We start from the raw sequence: 18,577 nt of genomic DNA, 5'->3' as shown, positions 1-18,577 counted from the left end.
CCGCTACGGTCCGGGGTGCCGCGCGTGCGGGCCTGGCGGGCATTGGCGGGGAGGCGGGCCGGACCCTGGTGCTCGAACGCGAGGCGGTTATCGCCCTGGCGGACGAGCTTGGCCTCTTCGTCGTTGGCGTTGAGGTATCGTGACCGCCCCGCCAGCCACCGTCATGCTCGTCGCCGGCGAGCCCTCCGGGGATGACCGGGGCGCGGGCCTGGCCCTTGCGCTCCGGGCCCGGCTCGGCTCCAGCCTGCGCCTCGTGGGCGTGGGGGGCCCCCGCATGGCTGAGGCGGGGATCCCCAGCCTGTTCGATATGTCTGAGATTTCGGTCTTCGGCCTGCTCGAGGGTCTCCTGGCCATGCCCCGGGTGCATCGCCGTGCGCAGGACGTGGCAGAGGCGGTGGTCCGGGAGCGGGCCGACCTGGTGGTCCTGATCGACTCCTGGGGCTTCAGCTGGCTGGCCGCCCGGGCCATTCGCAAACAGGCCCCCCAGGCCAGGCTGGTAAAGTACGTGGCCCCCCAGGTCTGGGCGACCCGGCCCGGACGCGCCAAGTCCCTTGCGGGCCTCGTCGACCACCTCCTGGTGATCAACAGCTTTGAGCCGCCCTATTTTGAAGCCTGGGGTCTGCCCACGACCTTCGTCGGTAATCCTGCGCTCCACATGGATTTCTCGACCTGCGATCCTTCGGCTTTCCGGGCCCGCCATGGCATTGCCCCGACCGCGCCTGTCCTCCTTGTCCTGCCAGGCAGCCGGCCTGGGGAGGTCCAAAGACTCCTGCCGCCCTTCGAGGACGCGATCCGGAGGCTCAAGGTCGACCATCCCACCCTGCAGGTGGTCCTGCCGGTCGCTGAGGCGGTCGCAGGCACCGTGCGCGCCGCCGTGGCTGGGTGGCCCTTCCGGGTCCATGTCATTGAGGGCGAACCCGAGAAACTCGAGGCCATGAAGGCGGCGGACCTGGCCCTGGCCTGTTCCGGGACCGTCACCCTGGAGGTCGCTCAGGCTGGGGTTCCCATGGTGGTGGCCTACCGCCTGGGGGCCGTCACCCACTTCCTCGCCCGGTTTATCATCCGCACGCCCTGGGTGGTCCTGTTCAACGTCGCCGCCCGGCGTTTCGTGGCACCGGAGCTTATCCAGGGCGATTGTACGGGCCCCAGGCTCGCCGCTGAGCTGGATCGTCGCCTGCGAGACCCCGGGTTCGCACGCGCCCAGGCGGCGGCGCAGGACGAGGCCCTCGACACAATGGGACGCGGCGGCCCCGATCCCTCGGAGGCCGCCGCGCGGGTCGTCTCGGAAGTGCTGTCAGGGGATCAGCCGCGCTTATCGACGGGGACATAATCCCGGGCCGGGGCGCCGGTATAGATCTGGCGCGGACGACCGATTTTCTGTGACGGATCCTCGATCATTTCCTTCCACTGGGAGATCCAGCCCACCGTCCGCGCCAGAGCGAACAGGACGGTGAACATTTCCGGCGGGAAGCCGAGGGCCCGCAGGGTGATGCCCGAGTAGAAGTCGACGTTCGGGTAGAGCTTGCGTTCCACGAAGTAGGGGTCGTTGAGCGCGATCTTCTCGAGCTCCATCGCCACCTTCAGCAGGGGGTCGTCCTGGTGGCCCACCTCGGCGAGGACCTCGTGGCAGGTCTGCTGCATGACCTTCGCGCGGGGGTCGTAGTTCTTGTAGACCCGGTGGCCGAAGCCCATCAGCCGGTACTTCCGGTCCTTGACGCCCTGGACGTATTCCGGGATGCGGTCGACCGTCCCGATCTCCGCCAGCATGTTCAGGGCTTCCTCGTTGGCCCCGCCGTGACTGGGCCCCCAGAGGCAGGCGATGCCAGCCGCGATGCAGGCGAAGGGATTGGCCCCCGACGAACCGGCAAGGCGCACGGTGGAGGTCGATGCGTTTTGCTCATGGTCCGCGTGCAGGATGAAGATGCGATCCATGGCCTTGGTCAGGACTGGGTTCGGCTTCCAGTCCTCGGCGGGCACCGAGAAGCACATGCGCAGGAAGTTCTCCGAGTAGGAGAGATCGTTGCGCGGATAGACGAAGGGCTGGCCCTGGAAGTACTTGAATGCCCGGGCCGCGATGGTCGGCATCTTGGCGATCAGCCGGTGCGACGAGATGATGCGCTGCTGCGGATCGTCGATGTTTGCGCTGTCATAATAGAAGGCCGACAGGGCGCCGACGGCACCGACCATGATGGCCATCGGATGAGCATCCCGACGGAAGCCCTGGAAGAAGCGATCAAACTGCTCATGAACCATGGTGTGGTTCGTGATCGTGTTCTGGAAGGTCTCGAACTCCTGGGCGTTGGGCAGGTCGCCATTCAGCAGGAGGTAGCAGACCTCCAGGAAGGTCGAGTTCTCGGCCAGCTGGTCGATCGGGTAGCCGCGGTGAAGCAGGATCCCCTTGTCGCCGTCGATGAAGGTGATCTTGCTTTCGCAGGACGCGGTGGATGTGAAGCCGGGGTCGTAGGTGAAGACGTCCGCTTCCGCATAGAGCTTGCGGATATCCACCACGGCCGGTCCGTCGGTTCCCCGCAGGACCGGGAGCTCGACGGTCTTGCCCTCGACGCTGATTTTTGCCGTATCCCCCATCACATCCCCTCGTTCCGGAAGAAGTTAAACCACATTTTTAAAGCCTTATATCCACTAACGCTTAGTTAGGAAGCGCATCCTGAATCCGGGCGAGGCTTTCGGCCTTCCCGATGGAAATCAGGGTGCCCGCCAGGTCCGGCGCCGGAGATCCGCCAGACAGAACGGCCCGAAGGGCGGGGCCGAACTTGCCGATCCCGACGCCCTCGGTCTCGGCGAAGCCCCGGATCGTCGCCTCCAGGGCGGGGACGGTCCACTCCGATCCCTCCAGGCTTATCGACAGGCGTCCGAGCCGGGCCTGGGTCTCGTCCGTGAGCAGGGCGCGCGCCTTCTCCGGCAGGTCTAGGGGGCGTCGCCGCAGGGCGAAAATCACCGCATCTGCCAGGTCCAGCACCGTCGGGACGCCCTCCCGGACCAGGGGCAGGGTGCGCAGGAGGGTTTCGGTGTCGCCCTCATGGACCGGCCAGTCGCGGCTTTGCAGGACCGTCTTGACCAGGCCGGCCAGTCGCTCGGGTTCGGCCTTCCGCAGGTAATGGTTGTTCAGGTGGTTGAGCTTGTCCCAGTCGAGGCGGGCCGGGGCCCCGACCACGTCGCGGATATCGAACCAGGCCGCAGCCTCGGCGTCCGAGAAGATCTCGTCGTCGCCATGCCCCCAGCCCAGCTTGGCCAGGTAGTTGCGCAGGGCCTCGGGCAGGTAGCCCATGTCGTCAAATTCGCCCACCGCCTGGGCACCGTGGCGTTTGGACAATTTCTTGCCGTCTGGACCGTGGATCATGGGCAGATGAGCCCAGACCGGCGTTTCCCATCCCATGGCCTGATAGATATGCGTCTGCCGGGCGGCGTTGTTCAGGTGGTCGTCGCCCCGGATGACGTGGGTCACGCCCATGTCGTGGTCATCGACCACGACGGCCAGGTTGTAGGTGGGGGTCCCGTCGGTCCGCAGCAGGATCAGGTCGTCCAGGTCGACGTTCTGGAAGACCACCTCGCCCTTGACCTGGTCGTCGATGCGCGTCGCTCCCTCCTGGGGCGCGCGCAGGCGGATCACATGCGGCCGGCTGGCGTCAACAGGCCCCTCAGGGTCGCGCCAGGGGGAGCGGACGACCCGGCCTTCAGCCCGGGCACGCTCGCGCTCCTCGGTCAGTTCGTCGGGGGTCATGAAGTCCCGGTAGGCTCTACCCCGGGCCAGGAGGTCCAGCGCCACTTCGCGGTGACGGTCGGCCCGGGTGAACTGGAAGACCGGAGCTTCGTCCGGCTCCAGGCCCAGCCAGGAAAGGCCATCGAGGATTACCTTTACCGCCCCCTCCGTGGACCGCTCCCGGTCGGTGTCCTCGATCCGCAGCAGGTACTTTCCACCCGTCCGTCGGGCGTAGAGCCAGTTGAACAGGGCGGTACGGGCCGTCCCGATGTGCATGGACCCGGTAGGCGAGGGCGCGATGCGCGTGACGACCTGACGTTCGCTCATGGGAGTTCCGGAACCGATGACTGAAGCCTCTGTGCGGGGCGACGGGCCGCCTCTTAGCATGCACGCCTCCCGGGGTCCTAGGGGCCTGCGGCTCGGGGCCTGGCTTGGCGCCCAGGCGGGTCGGCAGGCCGGCCGCCTTGGCCTCTGGATCCCGGTCGCCCTGGGACTGGGATCTGCCCTGAACTTCGCCCTTCCACTGGAGCCTTCCTGGATCTCTGCGGCCTTAGCCCTCCTTGCGGCGAGTGCCCTCACGGTGGCCGGCCTGGGCGTCGCGACACATCGCCGGGGCGGTGGGGCGCTCCTTCTGCTGGCCTGTGGCCTCGCGGGCTTCGCCGCGGTCTGCATCCGGACCGAGGTGGTACGGGCACCGATCGCCCCAGCGTCAGCCGGCGTCCGACGCGTGGAGGCCGTGGTGGTCGATGTCGCCAGCCCGGGGCAGGGCGGCCCCCGTATTCTGTTGGCACCGGTCTCGATCTCGGGCCTGTCGCCCGAGGCGACGCCGGTCCGGGTGCGCTTGACCCTCCGGGGGTCCACGCCGCCTCCAGCCCCCGGCGACCGTATTTCTGTCAGCGCCCTGCTCAATCCACCGCCTCCGCCCTCAGCTCCCGGTGCCTATGACTTTGCCCGGGACGCCTACTTCAGGGGCGTCGGCGGCGTTGGCCTGGCCCTTGGTGAACCTGTGCAGCTACAGCGGCGGGATGCAGACCTGCCGTCTGGCCTCAGGCTCCAGATCGGCGTCAACGCCTTCCGGTGGTCGCTGACCCGTCGCCTTGTGGACCAGTTGGGACCCGACCGCGGGGGGCTGGCGGCGGCCATGACCACCGGTCACGAAGCCTTCGTGCCGCCCGCCCAGGTCGAAGCCTTGCGGGCGGCGGGGCTGGCCCACATCATCTCCATCTCGGGGCTGCATATGGCCATTGTCGGAGGCTTCGTCTTCGCCCTGGTTCGCCTGGCCGTCGCCCTTATGCCCGCCTTGGCCCTCAGGCTGTCTGGCCGCAAGCTGGCCGCCGCAGGCGGGGGCCTGGCCGTGCTTAGCTACCTGGTCCTCTCCGGTGCCCCGGACCCGGCGGTGAGGTCGGCGGTGACCGCCGTCGCCGCCTTCGCCGCCATCCTGGCCGACCGCCGGGCCATCAGCCTGCGGACCCTGGCCCTGGCCGCGACCCTGCTGCTCCTGATCCGCCCCGAAGCCGTCACCCAGCCGGGTTTCCAGATGTCCTTTGTCGCCACCACCGCTCTCGTCGCCCTGGTCGAGGCGATGCCAAGACCGGTCCGGGAAATCTCGACGCCCTGGCTGGTGCGCCTGTTCCAGGGCGCCCGCTCCGCCTTCGTGGCCGGGGTGATGATCTCCCTGGTGGCGGGGCTGGCGACCGCCCCCTTCGCCCTGCAGCACTTTAATCGCGTGGCCGTTTACGGGCTTCCCGCGAACCTGCTCAGCGAGCCGGTCTCCACCCTGCTGCTGATGCCGGCCCTCGCCGTGGGGGTGGTGCTGACGCCCCTGGGGCTGGGGGACCTCCCGCTCGCCGTCGCCGGGTTCGGTATCGATGCCCTGAACGCTATGGCGTCGACCTTCGCCAGCCTTCCGGGTGCCGAGCGCATTGTCGCGAGCGCTCCGCCCTGGACCCTTCCCGCAGCCTTCCTGGGGATCCTCTTCATCTGTCTCGTGAGCGGCCCCCTGCGCTGGCTGGGTCTCCCCCTGGCCCTGGCTGTCCACCTGGCGCCGCGGCTTCCGCCGCCCGACCTCTGGATCGCCCAGGATGCCTCCGCTGCAGCCATTCGGATGGGAGATTCGGCCCAGGCGCTTCGGCCAGAGGTGCGGCGCTTCGGCGCCGAAGTCTGGGCCCGGCGGCGGGGGCTCGCCCTGGAGGCGGACACGCCTAAGGCGCCCGAGGGTTTCATCTGCAGCCCATACGGCTGCAGGTCTGACAGCGACGACCTTCCGGTTGCGGTCATCTGGAGCCGGCGTCCGGCGCAGGTCGAAAAGGAGTTTTCTGCCGCCTGCGCCACAGTCGAGATGGTGATCCTGCGGGCACCGAGGCCTGAGGGTCCCTGCGCGGCCCCCTATGTGCTCGACGAGGACGACTTCAGGCGGGGCGGTTCCGCCGAACTCTGGCGGGATCCCGCAGGGGACTGGCGGGTGCTCTGGGCCCAGCCCCTGAGGGGGCACCGGCCTTGGTCAACGGCTCAGTGATAGGCGCGGATGAGGCCCACGAGCTTGCCCTGCACCGCCACCTGGTCGGGCCCGAAGATGCGGGTTTCATAGGCGGGGTTTGCGGCTTCCAGGGCGATGGAGGCTCCCTTGCGGCGCAGGCGCTTCAGGGTGGCCTCTTCGCCCATGACCAGGGCCACGACGATGTCGCCCGAGTTGGCGGAGTCCGTCCGGCGGATGACGACCTTGTCGCCGTCCAATATGCCGGCGTTAATCATGGAGTCGCCCTGGACCTCCAGCACGAAGTGCTCGCCAGCGCCGAGGATGGACTCGGGCACGTGCATGCGGTCGCGTTCCTGCTGGATTGCCTCGATGGGCGTGCCGGCGGCGATGCGGCCGAGCACCGAGAGCTCCCGGGTGTCGTTGGCGGCCAGGGGCGCCTGGGCCGGCGGCTCCCCGGGGTCGACCACGGAAAGCCGGGCCGGGCCGCGGCCCTTGGGCGGCGCAGAGGTGGTGGCCTGCTGGGGGAGCTTGATGACCTCCAGGGCCCGGGCCCTATGGGGCAGGCGGCGTAGGAAGCCCCGCTCTTCCAGCGCCGTGATCAGCCTATGGATCCCAGACTTCGACGCCAGATCAAGGGCATCCTTCATCTCGTCGAAGGATGGGGAGACGCCCGTCTCCTTGATGCGTTCGTGGATAAACATCAGCAACTCGTGCTGTTTGCGCGTCAGCATGTCCGGAGCCCCCTCCAGGGAACAAAGCAACAACTTCTGCGGATGTTCTTTAGGTGTTCTCGAAGCTTGTCAAGCGGGCCTTGGGGACAGACAGGCTAGGCTCCGAGCAGATCCCGGGTGGCAGCGGTCACGTCGGCCTTTCGCATAAGGCTCTCGCCCACCAGCATGGCTATGGCTCCCGAGCGGGCGAGCCGTTCAGCATCAGCTCGGGCTGTGATACCACTTTCGGTGACAAGCTGAGCATTTTCAGGGACCTGGGAGGAAAGCTTCTCTGTGACGGCCAGGTCGGTCACGAAGCTGCGAAGGTCGCGGTTGTTCACCCCGATCAGCCGGGCCCCCAGGATGCCCGCCCGGCGCATCTCGGCCGCGTCGTGCACCTCGACCAGGGCGTCCATGCCCAGCCGGGCGGCTTCCGCCATGAGCTCGCCGGCCAGGCCGTCATCCACCATGGCGAGAATCACGAGGATGGCGTCCGCGCCGAGGGCCCTCGATTCGGCGACCTGCCAGGGATCGACCAGGAAGTCCTTGCGCAGGCAGGGCAGGGAGGTCGCCGCGCGGGCGGCCACAAGATAGGCGTCATCGCCCTGGAAGCTGGGACCATCCGTCAGCACCGACAGGCAGGCGGCACCGCCCGCGGCATAGGCCTGGGCGAGGGTCGGGGGATCGAAGTCCTCCCGGATCAGGCCCTTGGAGGGTGAAGCCTTCTTGATCTCGGCGATCAGGGCCAGGTGGCCGGGGCGGGCGGCGGCGGTCAGTGCGGTGGCAAAGCCGCGCGGTGCCGTGGCGGCGGCGGCGGCAGCCTCCACCTCCGATTGCGCACGCCGGGCCTTGCGTCCGGCGACGTCGGCACGTTTGTACTCGGCGATCTGGGCGAGGATGTCGGTCATTGGCCGTTGGAAATCCGCACCAGGGCGTCCAGCGCCGCAAGGGCCCGGCCGGCGTCGATCACCTGGCCAGCCAGGCTGACGCCCTCGGCCAGGGACCGGACCCGGTCCGCCACCAGGAAGGCGGCGGCAGCGTTCAGCAGGACAATGGGTCGGTAGGGTCCCGGCGTCCCGGACAGCACCGCACGCAGGGCCTGGGCGTTGTGCTCTGGGTCCCCGCCAACCAGGTCCTCCAGGCGACCCTCCGGGATCCCGGCCTCCGAGGGGCGGACGGTGAAACGGCGCAGGGCCCCATCCCGCAGCTCGACCACGTCGGTGTCCCCGGTGGTGGTCAGTTCGTCCATGCCCTGGCCATGCACCACCCAGGCGCGCTCGGAGCCGAGGTCGCGTAGGACCTCTGCCACGGGCTCCAGCCACTTCGGGTCAAAGACCCCTAGCACCTGCCGGGAGGCACCCGCGGGATTGGTCAGGGGCCCCAGCAGGTTGAACAGGGTCCGGAAACCGAGCTCGGCGCGGATGGGAGAGACGTGCCGCATGGCGCCATGGTGGGCCTGGGCGAACAGAAAGCAGACGCCGGCGGTCTCGAGCGCCCGGAGCTGGCGCTCGGGATGGGCCTCGATATTGACCCCGAGGGCGGCCAGGACGTCGGCGGTCCCTGACTTCGAGGACAGGGCGCGGTTACCGTGCTTGGCCACCTTCAAACCGCCGCCGGCGGCCACGAAGGCCACCGCCGTGGAGACGTTCAGGGTGTGCAGGCCGTCGCCGCCAGTCCCGCAGACGTCGAGGGTGGGAAAAGGGACTTCCAGCCGGACGGCGGCGGACCGCATGGCCCGGGCACCGGCCGTGATTTCCCCGGGGGTCTCGCCGCGCATGCGCAGGGCGGTCAGGGCCGCGCCGACCTGGGCCGGGCTGGGTTCCCCGCGCAGGCAGGCGGAAAAGAAGGCCTCGGCCTCCACAGCGTCCATGACCTCGCCGGCTGCAAGTCGGCCCAGCAGGGGGCGGAAGGCTTCAGACACGGGCCCGCGCAGCCAGTTCAAGGAAGTTCCCGAGCAGCTTGTGCCCACCCTCCGTGGCGATGGACTCAGGATGGAACTGCACCCCGTGGATCGGCCGCGAGCGGTGCTGCAGGCCCATGATCTCACCGTCATCGGTCCAGGCCGTGATCTCCAGGACGTCAGGCAGGCTTCCCCCGTCGACGGCCAGGCTATGGTAGCGCGTGGCGGTGAAGGGGTCGGGCAGGTCGCGGAAGACGCCCTTGCCCGAATGCTGGATGGCGCTGGTCTTGCCGTGCATCAGGGCCTTGGCGCGGACGATGCGCCCGCCGAAGGCCTGGCCGATGGACTGGTGGCCCAGGCAGACCCCCAATATGGGCAGGGACTCCGGGGCCTGGCGCAGGAGATCGAGGCAGATACCGGCGTCATCTGGTGTGCAGGGTCCGGGCGACAGGAGCACTGCATCCGGCTTCAGGGCGATGGCGGCCGCAGCGGACAGGCCATCATTGCGATAGACGCGCGTCTCCGCCCCCAGCTCGTTCAGGTAGTGAACCAGGTTGTAGGTAAAGCTGTCGTAGTTATCGATCACCAGGATCATGGACCTGTCCCTAGTGAAACCCTTGCCCGAGGGAAAGCCTGATTGTCATGGCTGATTGTCAGGGACGAGCGTCCGGGACAGGCTCCACCCATGGATTCAGATGATTCCCCGAGAGGCGCTGCCAGCCCGGATGAGCTTGCCAGGGCCCGCGCCCTGCTCGAGCCGCCCCGGCGGGATGACGCCGCCTGGGCGGCCCTCGCCGCGGCCGCCTTCGCCGCCGCCACTGCCCTGGCCCTCGCTGCCGCCGTCATCCTCGCCCCCATGCCCTAAGGGGCTCAAGAGGGGCGAGGGACGGCGGCCCGTTACGCCTTAGAAGGAATAGACCAGGGCGGCCCGGGTGGTCGTGTCGGTCTGCTCCCGGCCGAGAGGCGGGTCCGACTCCGTCCGGATGTTGAATGAGGCCCGGGCGGCCAGGGCCCCGGACAGCCGTGTGGTCAGGGCCGTGGTCGACTCGATCGTGTTGCTCTGGCTGTCGAAGTAGGCGACGGCGACCTCGGACAGGGAGGTGTTATCGTTGATCTCCCAGACTAGGCGGCCGCCCAGTCGGCCTCCAATGGTGGACTCGCTGAGGTCCTGACCGGGAAAATAGGCCAACGGCTGCACATACTCGACCTGGCGAGCGGCCAGGCTGGCGTCGACGTCCAGGTACAGGTCCTTGCGGTCAATGACCCGGTAGCCAAGGCCGAGGGACTCGCTGAAACGGCTGTCGATGCCAGCGAACACGTCCTTATCCCAGCTCACCGCGCCCACGGCGTAGAACCGGTCCGTGAACTTGTAGTTGCCCTCGTAGCCGAGGAAATAGCGTTCCTTGGTCGTGGTCCCTTCCGTGCTCTTGTAGTCGGCAATGGCGTCGACCCGGTGCCGCCACTTCAGGGATTCCTTCTTCAGGCCCAGGCCGACGGCGAGGCCGTTCTCTTCGGCATTACCGGTCGACATGAAGCCTCCGGCCTCGCCCTCACCGGTCCAGCCTTCCAGGAAGGTCTGGCTGGACAGCTTCTCCACCCGTGCGGCCTCGGCGGCGGCAGCGATCTCGCCCAGCCGGGCGTCGATCTCGGCGGCCGAGCCGGGGTTGGTCTGCTTGGCGATGTCGGCGACGACCTTGAGGTTCGCCGGGTCCTTGGAGGCGGCTTCGATCATCGCGGCCACGCCCGCCGGAATGGGCTCGGCGAGGGCGGCGGCAGGGGCGCCGATGGCCAGGATGGCGGCTGCGGTCAGCAACTTCATAGGTAACTCCAGTAAAATCGGGCCTTTGCCCTTAGGTCGGTCAATTTTGCCGGAAAGCGGCGCGGCGGGAAAGCGTTTAACGAGTTTAACTTGCATTGCCGGGGTCTGTCGCCGTCGCGTTGACCGGGTCAGACAAATCGCCAAGTCTCTTCCGCTGCCCGTCGCAGGGCCCGGGCCTTGTGCAGGGTTTCGTCATATTCGGCGTCCGCGTCACTGTCCGCCACCACCCCGCCGCCGGCCTGGATGTGCATGATCCCGTCCTTGAAACAGGCGGTCCGGAGCACGATGCAGGTGTCTACGGACCCATCAGCGCCGAAATATCCCACCGCTCCGGCGTAGGCGATGCCACGCTTTTCGAGCTCGAGTTCGTCGATGATCTCCATGGCGCGCACCTTGGGGGCGCCCGAGAGGGTCCCGGCGGGCAGGGCGGCCATCAGGACGTCCACGGGGTCCAGGCCCTCAGGCGCATCCCCCTCCACATTGGAAACGAGGTGCATGACGTGGCTGTAGCGCTCGACGAAGAAGCTGTCGGTCACCCGCACGTGAGGACCCGGTGCCCGCTCGACGGGCGCATTGGCGCCTGCGGCGTTCAGCATGGCCACCCGGCCCACGTCGTTGCGGCCGAGGTCCAGCAGCATGAGGTGCTCGGCCCGCTCCTTGGGGTCGGCGCGCAGTTCAGCCTCCAGGGCCCGGTCCTCCTCGGGCGTGGCACCCCTTGGCCGGGTTCCGGCGATGGGGCGGATGGTGATCTTTCCATCCCTCAGGCGCACCAGGATCTCCGGCGAAGAGCCTGCCAACTGGAAGTCGCCGAAGTTCAGGTAGAACAGGAAGGGCGAGGGATTGGTCCGCCGGAGCGACCGATAGAGGGCGAAGGGATCGTGCGGGAAGGGCGCGCGGAACCTGTGGCTCGGCACCACCTGGAAAATGTCTCCGGCGGCGATGTAGGTCTTGGCCCGGTCGACTATCATCCGGTAGTCTTGGCGGCTGACCGGGGTCGTGAACCGGTCCGGCAGGGGGTCGGCGTCTCCCGTCGGCGACGGGGCTGCAGTCTTCAGGTCCAGGCGGATGGCCTCCAGACGGCCGCACGCGGCCTCCCAGGCGGCCTGGGCCGAGAGGCCGGACGGCCGCACCGTGGTCGCCAGCAGGATTTCCTGGGCAATGCCGTCGAAGACAGCCACCACGGAGGGGCGGATCATCACCGCGTCGGGCAGGCCCAGGGGGTCGGGATTGACGTTTGGTAGCCGCTCGACCAGCCGGATCATGTCGTAGCCGATGGCCCCGAAGATCCCGGCGGTCATGGGCGGCAGGCCTGCGGGCAGGTCCAGCCGGGAGGCGGCGGCCAGTTCCCGCAGGGAGTCCAGGGCTCCACCGGGCTGGGGGGTGAAACGCCCGGCGTCGATGGCCTCGCCCTCGGCGATCTCCGCGACGTCGCCCCGGCACCGCCAGACCAGGTCCGGCTTGAGGGCAATGACGGAATAGCGCCCGCGCCAGGCGCCGCCCTCGACGCTCTCGAAGAGGAAGGCATAGGGGCGACCCTTCGCCAGCTTCAGGTAGGCAGACACCGGCGTCTCAAGGTCGTCGATCAGCCGGGTCCAGACGACCTGGGCGCGGCCGGTCGTGTAGATGTCCGAGAAGGACTCGACGCCGGGTTCCGGGTTCACTTGCTGGCGGCCCCCTTGCCGTCCTTGGCCCCCTTTGCCTTTGGCGCTTCGATGCCGAGGGCCTGGCGGGCGAGTGCGGGATCGGTGCGGGTCTTCAGCACCGCCCGGGCGTAGCGGGGCATCTGTCCGCCGATCTCGTTAAACAGGGTCATGCCCAGCTGGGGCCGCACCTGCTCCACAGCGCGGGCGTTTTCCGCCGCTACCGGCGGCTTGATGGCGTCGACCCGACCGACGATGAAGACGAAGGGTCCCCCACCACCGGCCGCAAAGACTCCGCCCTTTGGCGCGCTGAACGCCTGGCCGAAGGCTTCCGGGGGCAGGGGCCCCTGCTGGCCTGAGGCCTGCCGGGTCAGGCCCGGAAGCCGGACAAGCTGGGTCCCGACGCTCTGCGCCGCCTTGGCCATGTCCTCGCCCTTGCGCACGCGTTCAGCGAGGGCGTCAGCCTTCTCCCGCAGGCGCTTGGACATCTCCTGGCCCATCCAGGCCCGGGTGAGGGGTTGGCGGACCTCTTCGAGCGGAGGCAGGGCCTTGGGGAGGATCTTGTCGACGCGCACGACGTAGGACTCCCCCTGGCTCTCGTCCTCGATCTGGCTTTCTCCACCTTCGGGAAGACGAAAGGCGGTCTGGATGAGCTTGGCCGAAATGCCGGAGACCGGCTTGCCGGAGGTATCGATGCCCTGCTCGGCGACAGGCCCCAGCTTGATCACCGAGACCCCGGCCTTGGCGGCGGCCTCGTCCAGATTGGCACCGCCCGCATGGGCGTCATCGAAGATCTGGCTGATTTCGTAGACCCGTTCAGCCGCCAAAGTCTTGCGGGCCTCTGCCTCGAGCATGGGACGGATCGCGTCCAGGGTGACGCTCTGCCCAGGCTGGATTCCGGTGACCTTGACCACGGCAAGGCCCAGGTCGCCCTGGACGACGCGGACCTCTCCGGAGGCCATGGCGAAGGCGGTTTCCCCGGTCTTGCGGTCAACGACCGCTGTGACGGGCTTGTCAGCATAGACCACCGGCTCCACGCCTGCGGCCTTGGCCGCCACAGCGGGATCCTCGCCCTTGCCCAGTCGGTCCGCGATCTGGCGTGCGGCGGCCGCGTCCCGGGCCGGGATCTGCACCAGCGACCGGGTCTCGGGCCGGTTCAGGGCGTCTTTCCGGAAATCGAACTGCTTGCGGATGTCCGCCTCACTCACCGTCACTGACCCGGCGAACTTCGCGGCGCTGAAGCGCACTACGCTCAGGACGCGGAACTCCGGCCGCATCAGGCGATCGGCGTTTTCCTTCATGAAGGTGGCGAGCTGGGCCTCGGTCGGGGGCGCGGGAGGCTCCACGGCGGGCGGCCCGACCGCGAAGGCCGACACGTCCCGGGCCTCCTGTGCAAAGACGACGGCCAGGGCACCATAGGCCCGGGGCGGCCTCAGCCCGTCGACCAGCCCCGCCGCCATGTGCGACTGGGCGATATCGTCCCGAACGCTCTGCTCAAAGGCCGGGGCGGTCAGGTTGTTACGCGCCAGCGCCTCCTCGTAGAGGCGCTTGTCGAACCTGCCGGACACCTGGTCGAAAAAGGCGGGGATCCGCTGGATTTCCCGAGTGATCAGGCTGTCCGCCGGCTTGAGCCCGATCTTGTCGACCAGGGCGGCCATGGATTCCCGGTCGGCCAGCATTTCCAGGACCCGGGAATCGAACCGGTTCTCCACCGCCAGCTCATTGCTGATCGGCTGGCCAGACTGGCGTTCCAGGTTTGCCTTCGCTCGATCCCATTCGGTCCGGAACTCGGCCGGCGTGATGCCTCGATCTGCTGCGTGCACCACTTCATTGCTGCCGCGGGTCTTGAAGACGTCGCTAACGCCCCAGACCGCAAAGCTGAGGATCAGTACGCCGATGAGGACGGCGGCGACCCAGGATTTGGCGAAGAGGCGGATGGCGGCGAGCATGAGATCCTTCCCGGCCCGGACACCGGGCGCTTTGCAAGGCCGGGTATAGAACCTCGCTGCAAGGTGCGGCAAGCTTGGCCTCGGCTGACGGGTGTCAGCCGCCCTGCCTTATCGTATCGGCCCAACACCGGGCTGTGAGACCTGCGGACGGAGACGGCGAAATGGCCAAGCTGATTGTGGGCAACTGGAAGATGAACGGACTGGGCCCCGCCCTGGCCGAGGCGCAGGCCGTGGCGGCAGGCCTGGCCGGCTCTCTGGCCGGCTCTCTGGGCGGCACTTTGGGCGGATCTGGGGTCCGGGTCGGGCTCTGCCCGCCGGCGACCCTGATCGAGCGCATGGCCCGGTCCCTTTCGGGCTCTCCAGTCCTGGTCGGGGGCCAGGACTGCCGGGCCGAGGCGTCGGGCGCCTTTACCGGCGACGTCTCCGCTGAAATGCTTTCAGAGGCCGGGGCGGTCCTGGTCATCCTGGGGCACTCCGAGCGGCGTGCAGGCTGTGGTGAGACCGATGCCTTGGTCGCCGCCAAGGTCGAGGCTGCCCTTAGGGCAGGTCTGGAGCCCATCATCTGCGTCGGCGAGACCCTCGCCGAGCGTGAGGCGGGCAGGGCGGTCGCCGTCGTCGCCACCCAGGTCCGCGGCTCCCTGCCTCAGGTCCTGGCGGGGCGTGCGTTTTCCGTGGCCTACGAGCCGGTCTGGGCCATCGGGACAGGCCTGACACCCACCACGGCGCAGATCGAGGAGATCCACGCAGCGGTCCGGGCCGAAATGTCCGCGGTCCTCGGGGTGCCGGGCGCCCGCGCACCCATCCTCTATGGCGGCTCGGTCAAACCCGCCAACGCGGCCGAGATCCTGTCCGTAGCCGAGGTCGGCGGCGCCCTCGTGGGGGGGGCCTCCCTCAAGTCTGCCGACTTCCTCGGGATCATCGCCGGGGCGGGGTGAAGTCCCCGGTCCCGGTTTCCCTACCGCGTGGACTGGAAACCCGGCCCGGTGGATGCTAGAGACCCCAACTTCCCGGCCGGCTTCCCGGCCAGATCCTGCGGGTCGATCATGCTCGGGCTTCTGCTCACCCTTCAAATCCTCGTCAGCGTCGGCCTTGCCATCGTGGTCCTCCTCCAGCGTTCCGAAGGCGGAGCCTTGGGGATGGGCGGTGGGGGCTCGAACTTCATGACCGCACGCGGGGCGGGGGATCTCCTGACCCGAACGACCTGGATCCTCTGCACCGCCTTCTTCGTCCTCGTCCTGGCCCTGACCGTGGTCACCGGCCGGCAGAAGGCCTCCAGCTCGGTCGTCGACCGGGTCAAGGTGGAGGGCCTGTCCCCGGAAGCCCTCAAGGCGCAGCGGGTGCCCGCCACGCCGGCTCCGTCCCAGGCCCCGGCCTCTGCGCCCGCGCCCTTCGAGGCCCCGCGGCCCACCGTGGACCCCTTCGGCGTCACGCCGGCACAGCCCGCGTCACCGCCCCCCGTCGCCCCGAACTAGGGATCATCCACAGGTGAGCGATACCGCTAGTCTGCAAGGACAGGCGAATCGCGGCTAACTGGTCTCCCATGGCCCGGTACATCTTCATCACCGGCGGCGTGGTCTCCTCCTTGGGAAAAGGTCTCGCCTCCGCAGCACTCGGTGCGCTCCTTCAGGCGCGTGGATATCGCGTGCGCCTGCGCAAGCTCGACCCCTACCTTAATGTCGATCCGGGGACGATGAGCCCCTACCAGCACGGCGAGGTCTTCGTGACCGAGGACGGTGCCGAGACCGACCTCGATCTGGGCCACTACGAGCGTTTCACCGGGGTCAACGCCGCCCGGGGAGACAACATCACCACCGGCCAGATCTACAAGACCATCATCGAGAAGGAGCGCCGCGGCGATTATCTCGGCGCGACGGTCCAGGTCATTCCGCACGTCACCGACGAGATCAAGGCCTTCGTCCTGTCCGATCCGGGTGAGGGGGTCGACTTCGTCCTGGTGGAGATCGGCGGCACGGTGGGCGATATCGAGGGCCTGCCCTTCTTCGAGGCCATCCGCCAGCTGGGCCAGGAACTGCCCCGGGGCATGGCCTGCTACATCCACCTGACCCTCTTGCCCTACGTCAAGACGGCCGGGGAGATGAAGACCAAGCCGACCCAGCACTCCGTCAAGGAGCTGAGGTCCATCGGCATCCAGCCCGACATCCTGCTGTGCCGCTGCGAACAGCCCATCCCGGCGGCCGAGCGCCGCAAGATCGGCCAGTTCTGCAATGTACGGGAAAGCGCGGTCATCCAGGCGATGGACTCGCCCAACATCTACGCCGTGCCTCTCGACTATCACGAGCAGGGCCTCGACCGGGAAGTGCTCGACGTCTTCGGCCTGCTCGAAACCGCCCCGGCGCCCGACCTGTCCGGCTGGCAACGGGTGTCCGACCGCATGGACCACCCCGATGGCGAGGTCACCATCGCCATCGTCGGCAAGTACACGGCCCTGACGGACGCCTACAAGTCCCTGGTCGAGGCCCTGGTCCACGGCGGCCTGGGCAGTAATGTGCGGGTGCGCCTCGACTGGATCGAGGGCGAGACCTTCGAGCACGACGAGGCCCTGATCGGCGAGCGCCTGGCCGGAGTCCACGGCGTGCTCGTCCCCGGAGCCTTTGGCGAGCGCGGGGCGGGCGGAATGATCCGCGCCATCCAGTTCGCCCGCGTGCACCAGATCCCCTATTTCGGCATCTGCTTCGGCATGCAGATGGCCATGATCGAGGCGGCCCGGAACCTGGCCGGCCTCACGGAGGCCTCCTCCACCGAATTCGGGCCCAGCCCCCAGCCCGTCGTCGGCCTCATGACCGAGTGGACCCGCGGCAATGAACGCGAGACCCGCGTCGAGGGCGATGACCTGGGCGGCACCATGCGCCTGGGCGCCTACGACGCCGTCCTCACCCCCGGCTCCCGGGTGGCGGCCATCTACGGCGCCGAGCACATCAGCGAACGCCACCGCCACCGCTACGAGGTCAATATCCGCTACCGGCAGGCCATCGAGGCCACGGGCCTGGCCTTCACCGGCCTGTCCCCCGATGGCGTCCTGCCCGAGATCTGCGAGCGCGCCGATCATCCCTGGTTCGTCGGCGTCCAGTTCCACCCCGAACTGAAGAGCCGCCCCTTCGACCCCCACCCCCTCTTCACCAGCTTCATCGGCGCCGCCAAGGACCGCAGCCGGCTCGTCTGAGCCGCGCGCGCCCACTCCGGCTTGAATCCCCCGCACGATTAGGGCATAAGCGCCCACCTTAACGCGCCCCGTCACCGTGGCCGTTCATTCCCTGTCCGCCAGAGAGAGTCTCCCGTGGCCGTTCCGAAACGCAAAACCTCCCCCTCACGCCGCAACATGCGTCGCTCGCACCATGCCCTGGGGGCCAACAACTACGTTGAGGACAAGGAAACCGGCGAGCTGAAGCGCCCGCACCACATCGACCTGAAGACCGGCATGTACAAGGGCCGCCAAGTCATCACGCCCAAGGAAGACTAGCTCTTTCCTAAGCGACAGAATTCCAGGGCGCGGCGCCGAAGGGCCCCGCGCCCTTTCTGATTCTAGATCAGCGACGGGGCTCAGGCCTCCCAGGGATTGATGAGCGTGATCCCAAGCCCGCTGAAGTCGCCGACATTTCGGGTCGCCAGCTCAAGGTTGTAGGCAAGCGCTATGCCCGCGATCTGGAGGTCCGCGAGCTTGTTGGGGATCTGGTGCAGCCCCAACCCCTGGGCCCGCGCCAGGACAAGCAGTCGGGCTGCCGCCTGGGCCGCTGAGGCGTCAAAGGCGTAGATCCTGCTCCCAAAACGCCGAATGGCGCGGGCGATGGCGTTCTCCAGGGCATCCCGGCGTCGACCCGCCTCAAGCAGGCCGGCTCCGGCTTCCAGCTCGAAGATGGTGAGGCTCGAGATCGCCGCACTGGCGTGGTTTGCGTTCAGCCACCGGACCACGGTCTGCGAGGGCGCCAATCTCAGCGCCTCCGAGATCACGTTCGTGTCGAGGAGGATCATTCCAGAGGCGCGGTACGAACGGGAGCAGACCGGATCAGGTCCAGGGCGTCGTCGAGGTCGAACCCGGGCCGGGAGATCGCCACAAGCCAGTCGCCAAAGGGCTCGGCGTCGTCGGGAGTTTCGGCCTCTTCCCGCGCCAGCCTGTCGAGGGTTTCGCGCAGATCCGCCTCCAGACTTTTGCCCCGACGTTCGGCGCGCAGGCGCAGCAGTTCCTTGGTCGCTTTGTCGACCTTCCGGATCAGGATGTCGGCCATCAGAGAATTCTCCAGAGGGCGAACGATATCACGATATCACTCTGCGCTCAATCCGCCGACCCCGCCGCGCCTACTGCGTCCGCCCCCGGGCCTGGATGCCCGCCCGGCGGGCCTCGACGGCCTC

19 protein-coding genes are annotated in these 18,577 nt (G+C 68.3%); 8 read left to right on the top strand and 11 right to left on the bottom strand.

Going from position 1 to position 18,577, the window contains the following annotated elements; all coding sequences use genetic code 11:
* The coding region (lpxI, locus tag WCJ52_RS05620; protein WP_336902327.1) for a UDP-2,3-diacylglucosamine diphosphatase LpxI at nt 1–143 on the top strand (143 nt) is incomplete at its 5' end.
* Nucleotides 140–1,330 carry a lipid-A-disaccharide synthase gene (gene lpxB / locus WCJ52_RS05615; RefSeq protein ID WP_336902326.1) on the top strand — a complete coding sequence of 397 codons (1,191 nt, stop codon included), beginning with the start codon at nt 140–142 and terminating at the stop codon, nt 1,328–1,330. The genes lpxI and lpxB, both read left to right, overlap by 4 nt.
* On the opposite strand, the gene gltA is transcribed toward lpxB, so the two are convergent.
* A complete protein-coding gene (gltA, locus tag WCJ52_RS05610) occupies nt 1,303–2,586 on the bottom strand; it encodes a citrate synthase (protein WP_336902325.1) in 1,284 nt (427 codons plus the stop codon). The two genes, lpxB and gltA, sit on opposite strands and share 28 nt — an antisense overlap.
* Before the next feature lie 61 nt (nt 2,587–2,647).
* Nucleotides 2,648–4,045, bottom strand: coding sequence for a glutamate--tRNA ligase (gene gltX, locus WCJ52_RS05605; protein ID WP_336902324.1), 1,398 nt, complete (start codon nt 4,043–4,045; stop codon nt 2,648–2,650).
* Between the two features lie 16 nt (nt 4,046–4,061).
* On the opposite strand from gltX, the gene WCJ52_RS05600 reads away from it, so the two are divergent.
* Nucleotides 4,062–6,233 carry a ComEC/Rec2 family competence protein gene (locus WCJ52_RS05600; RefSeq protein WP_336902323.1) on the top strand — a complete coding sequence of 724 codons (2,172 nt, stop codon included), beginning with the start codon at nt 4,062–4,064 and terminating at the stop codon, nt 6,231–6,233.
* Here the strand turns inward: WCJ52_RS05600 and lexA are convergent.
* From lexA to WCJ52_RS05580, 4 genes are all read right to left on the bottom strand, one after another.
* A complete protein-coding gene (gene lexA, locus WCJ52_RS05595; protein ID WP_336902322.1) occupies nt 6,227–6,925 on the bottom strand; it encodes a transcriptional repressor LexA in 699 nt (232 codons plus the stop codon). The genes WCJ52_RS05600 and lexA overlap by 7 nt on opposite strands.
* A gap of 95 nt (nt 6,926–7,020) precedes the next feature.
* Nucleotides 7,021–7,812: an indole-3-glycerol phosphate synthase TrpC gene (gene trpC, locus WCJ52_RS05590; RefSeq protein WP_336902321.1), complete on the bottom strand. Its 792-nt coding sequence runs from the start codon at nt 7,810–7,812 to the stop codon at nt 7,021–7,023.
* Nucleotides 7,809–8,825 (bottom strand): anthranilate phosphoribosyltransferase, encoded by a 1,017-nt coding sequence (trpD, locus tag WCJ52_RS05585; protein ID WP_336902320.1) that lies wholly within the window; start codon nt 8,823–8,825, stop codon nt 7,809–7,811. The genes trpC and trpD overlap by 4 nt, the downstream gene beginning before the upstream one ends.
* Nucleotides 8,818–9,399 (bottom strand): aminodeoxychorismate/anthranilate synthase component II, encoded by a 582-nt coding sequence (locus WCJ52_RS05580; protein ID WP_336902319.1) that lies wholly within the window; start codon nt 9,397–9,399, stop codon nt 8,818–8,820. Before WCJ52_RS05580 ends, trpD begins: the two co-directional genes overlap by 8 nt.
* Before the next feature lie 90 nt (nt 9,400–9,489).
* Between WCJ52_RS05580 and WCJ52_RS05575 the strand changes: the two genes are divergently transcribed.
* Nucleotides 9,490–9,669 (top strand): hypothetical protein, encoded by a 180-nt coding sequence (locus WCJ52_RS05575; RefSeq protein ID WP_336902318.1) that lies wholly within the window; start codon nt 9,490–9,492, stop codon nt 9,667–9,669.
* A gap of 39 nt (nt 9,670–9,708) precedes the next feature.
* On the opposite strand, the gene WCJ52_RS05570 is transcribed toward WCJ52_RS05575, so the two are convergent.
* From WCJ52_RS05570 to WCJ52_RS05560, 3 genes are all read right to left on the bottom strand, one after another.
* Nucleotides 9,709–10,623, bottom strand: a complete 915-nt coding sequence (locus WCJ52_RS05570) for a DUF481 domain-containing protein (protein WP_336902317.1) — start codon at nt 10,621–10,623, stop codon at nt 9,709–9,711.
* Between the two features lie 128 nt (nt 10,624–10,751).
* The gene (gene trpE, locus WCJ52_RS05565) at nt 10,752–12,284 is read right to left on the bottom strand and encodes an anthranilate synthase component I (RefSeq protein WP_336902316.1); all 1,533 of its coding nucleotides are present in this window, start codon (nt 12,282–12,284) and stop codon (nt 10,752–10,754) included.
* Complete coding sequence (locus tag WCJ52_RS05560) at nt 12,281–14,212, bottom strand: SurA N-terminal domain-containing protein (RefSeq protein WP_336902315.1); 1,932 nt, start codon at nt 14,210–14,212, stop codon at nt 12,281–12,283. The genes trpE and WCJ52_RS05560 overlap by 4 nt, the downstream gene beginning before the upstream one ends.
* Nucleotides 14,213–14,373: 161 nt before the next feature.
* Here WCJ52_RS05560 and tpiA point away from each other — a divergent pair, with 161 nt between their 5' ends.
* From tpiA to rpmF, 4 genes are all read left to right on the top strand, one after another.
* A complete protein-coding gene (tpiA, locus tag WCJ52_RS05555; RefSeq protein ID WP_336902314.1) occupies nt 14,374–15,147 on the top strand; it encodes a triose-phosphate isomerase in 774 nt (257 codons plus the stop codon).
* A gap of 48 nt (nt 15,148–15,195) precedes the next feature.
* The gene (gene secG / locus WCJ52_RS05550) at nt 15,196–15,684 is read left to right on the top strand and encodes a preprotein translocase subunit SecG (protein ID WP_336902313.1); all 489 of its coding nucleotides are present in this window, start codon (nt 15,196–15,198) and stop codon (nt 15,682–15,684) included.
* A 68-nt stretch (nt 15,685–15,752) separates the two neighbouring features.
* Nucleotides 15,753–17,393 (top strand): CTP synthase, encoded by a 1,641-nt coding sequence (locus WCJ52_RS05545; protein WP_336902312.1) that lies wholly within the window; start codon nt 15,753–15,755, stop codon nt 17,391–17,393.
* 114 nt (nt 17,394–17,507) lie between these two features.
* Complete coding sequence (rpmF, locus tag WCJ52_RS05540; RefSeq protein WP_336902311.1) at nt 17,508–17,690, top strand: 50S ribosomal protein L32; 183 nt, start codon at nt 17,508–17,510, stop codon at nt 17,688–17,690.
* An 80-nt stretch (nt 17,691–17,770) separates the two neighbouring features.
* Here rpmF and WCJ52_RS05535 read toward each other — a convergent pair whose 3' ends face one another.
* Entirely contained in the window at nt 17,771–18,199 is a 429-nt protein-coding gene (locus WCJ52_RS05535) for a PIN domain-containing protein (RefSeq protein WP_336902310.1), read from the bottom strand.
* Nucleotides 18,196–18,453: a hypothetical protein gene (locus tag WCJ52_RS05530; protein WP_336902309.1), complete on the bottom strand. Its 258-nt coding sequence runs from the start codon at nt 18,451–18,453 to the stop codon at nt 18,196–18,198. The genes WCJ52_RS05535 and WCJ52_RS05530 overlap by 4 nt, the downstream gene beginning before the upstream one ends.
* Nucleotides 18,454–18,577 lie beyond the last annotated feature (124 nt).

It is taken from the genome of Phenylobacterium sp., assembly GCF_037138395.1.
Taxonomy (GTDB): domain Bacteria; phylum Pseudomonadota; class Alphaproteobacteria; order Caulobacterales; family Caulobacteraceae; genus Phenylobacterium.
This window is presented reverse-complemented; position numbering and strand designations above follow the sequence as displayed.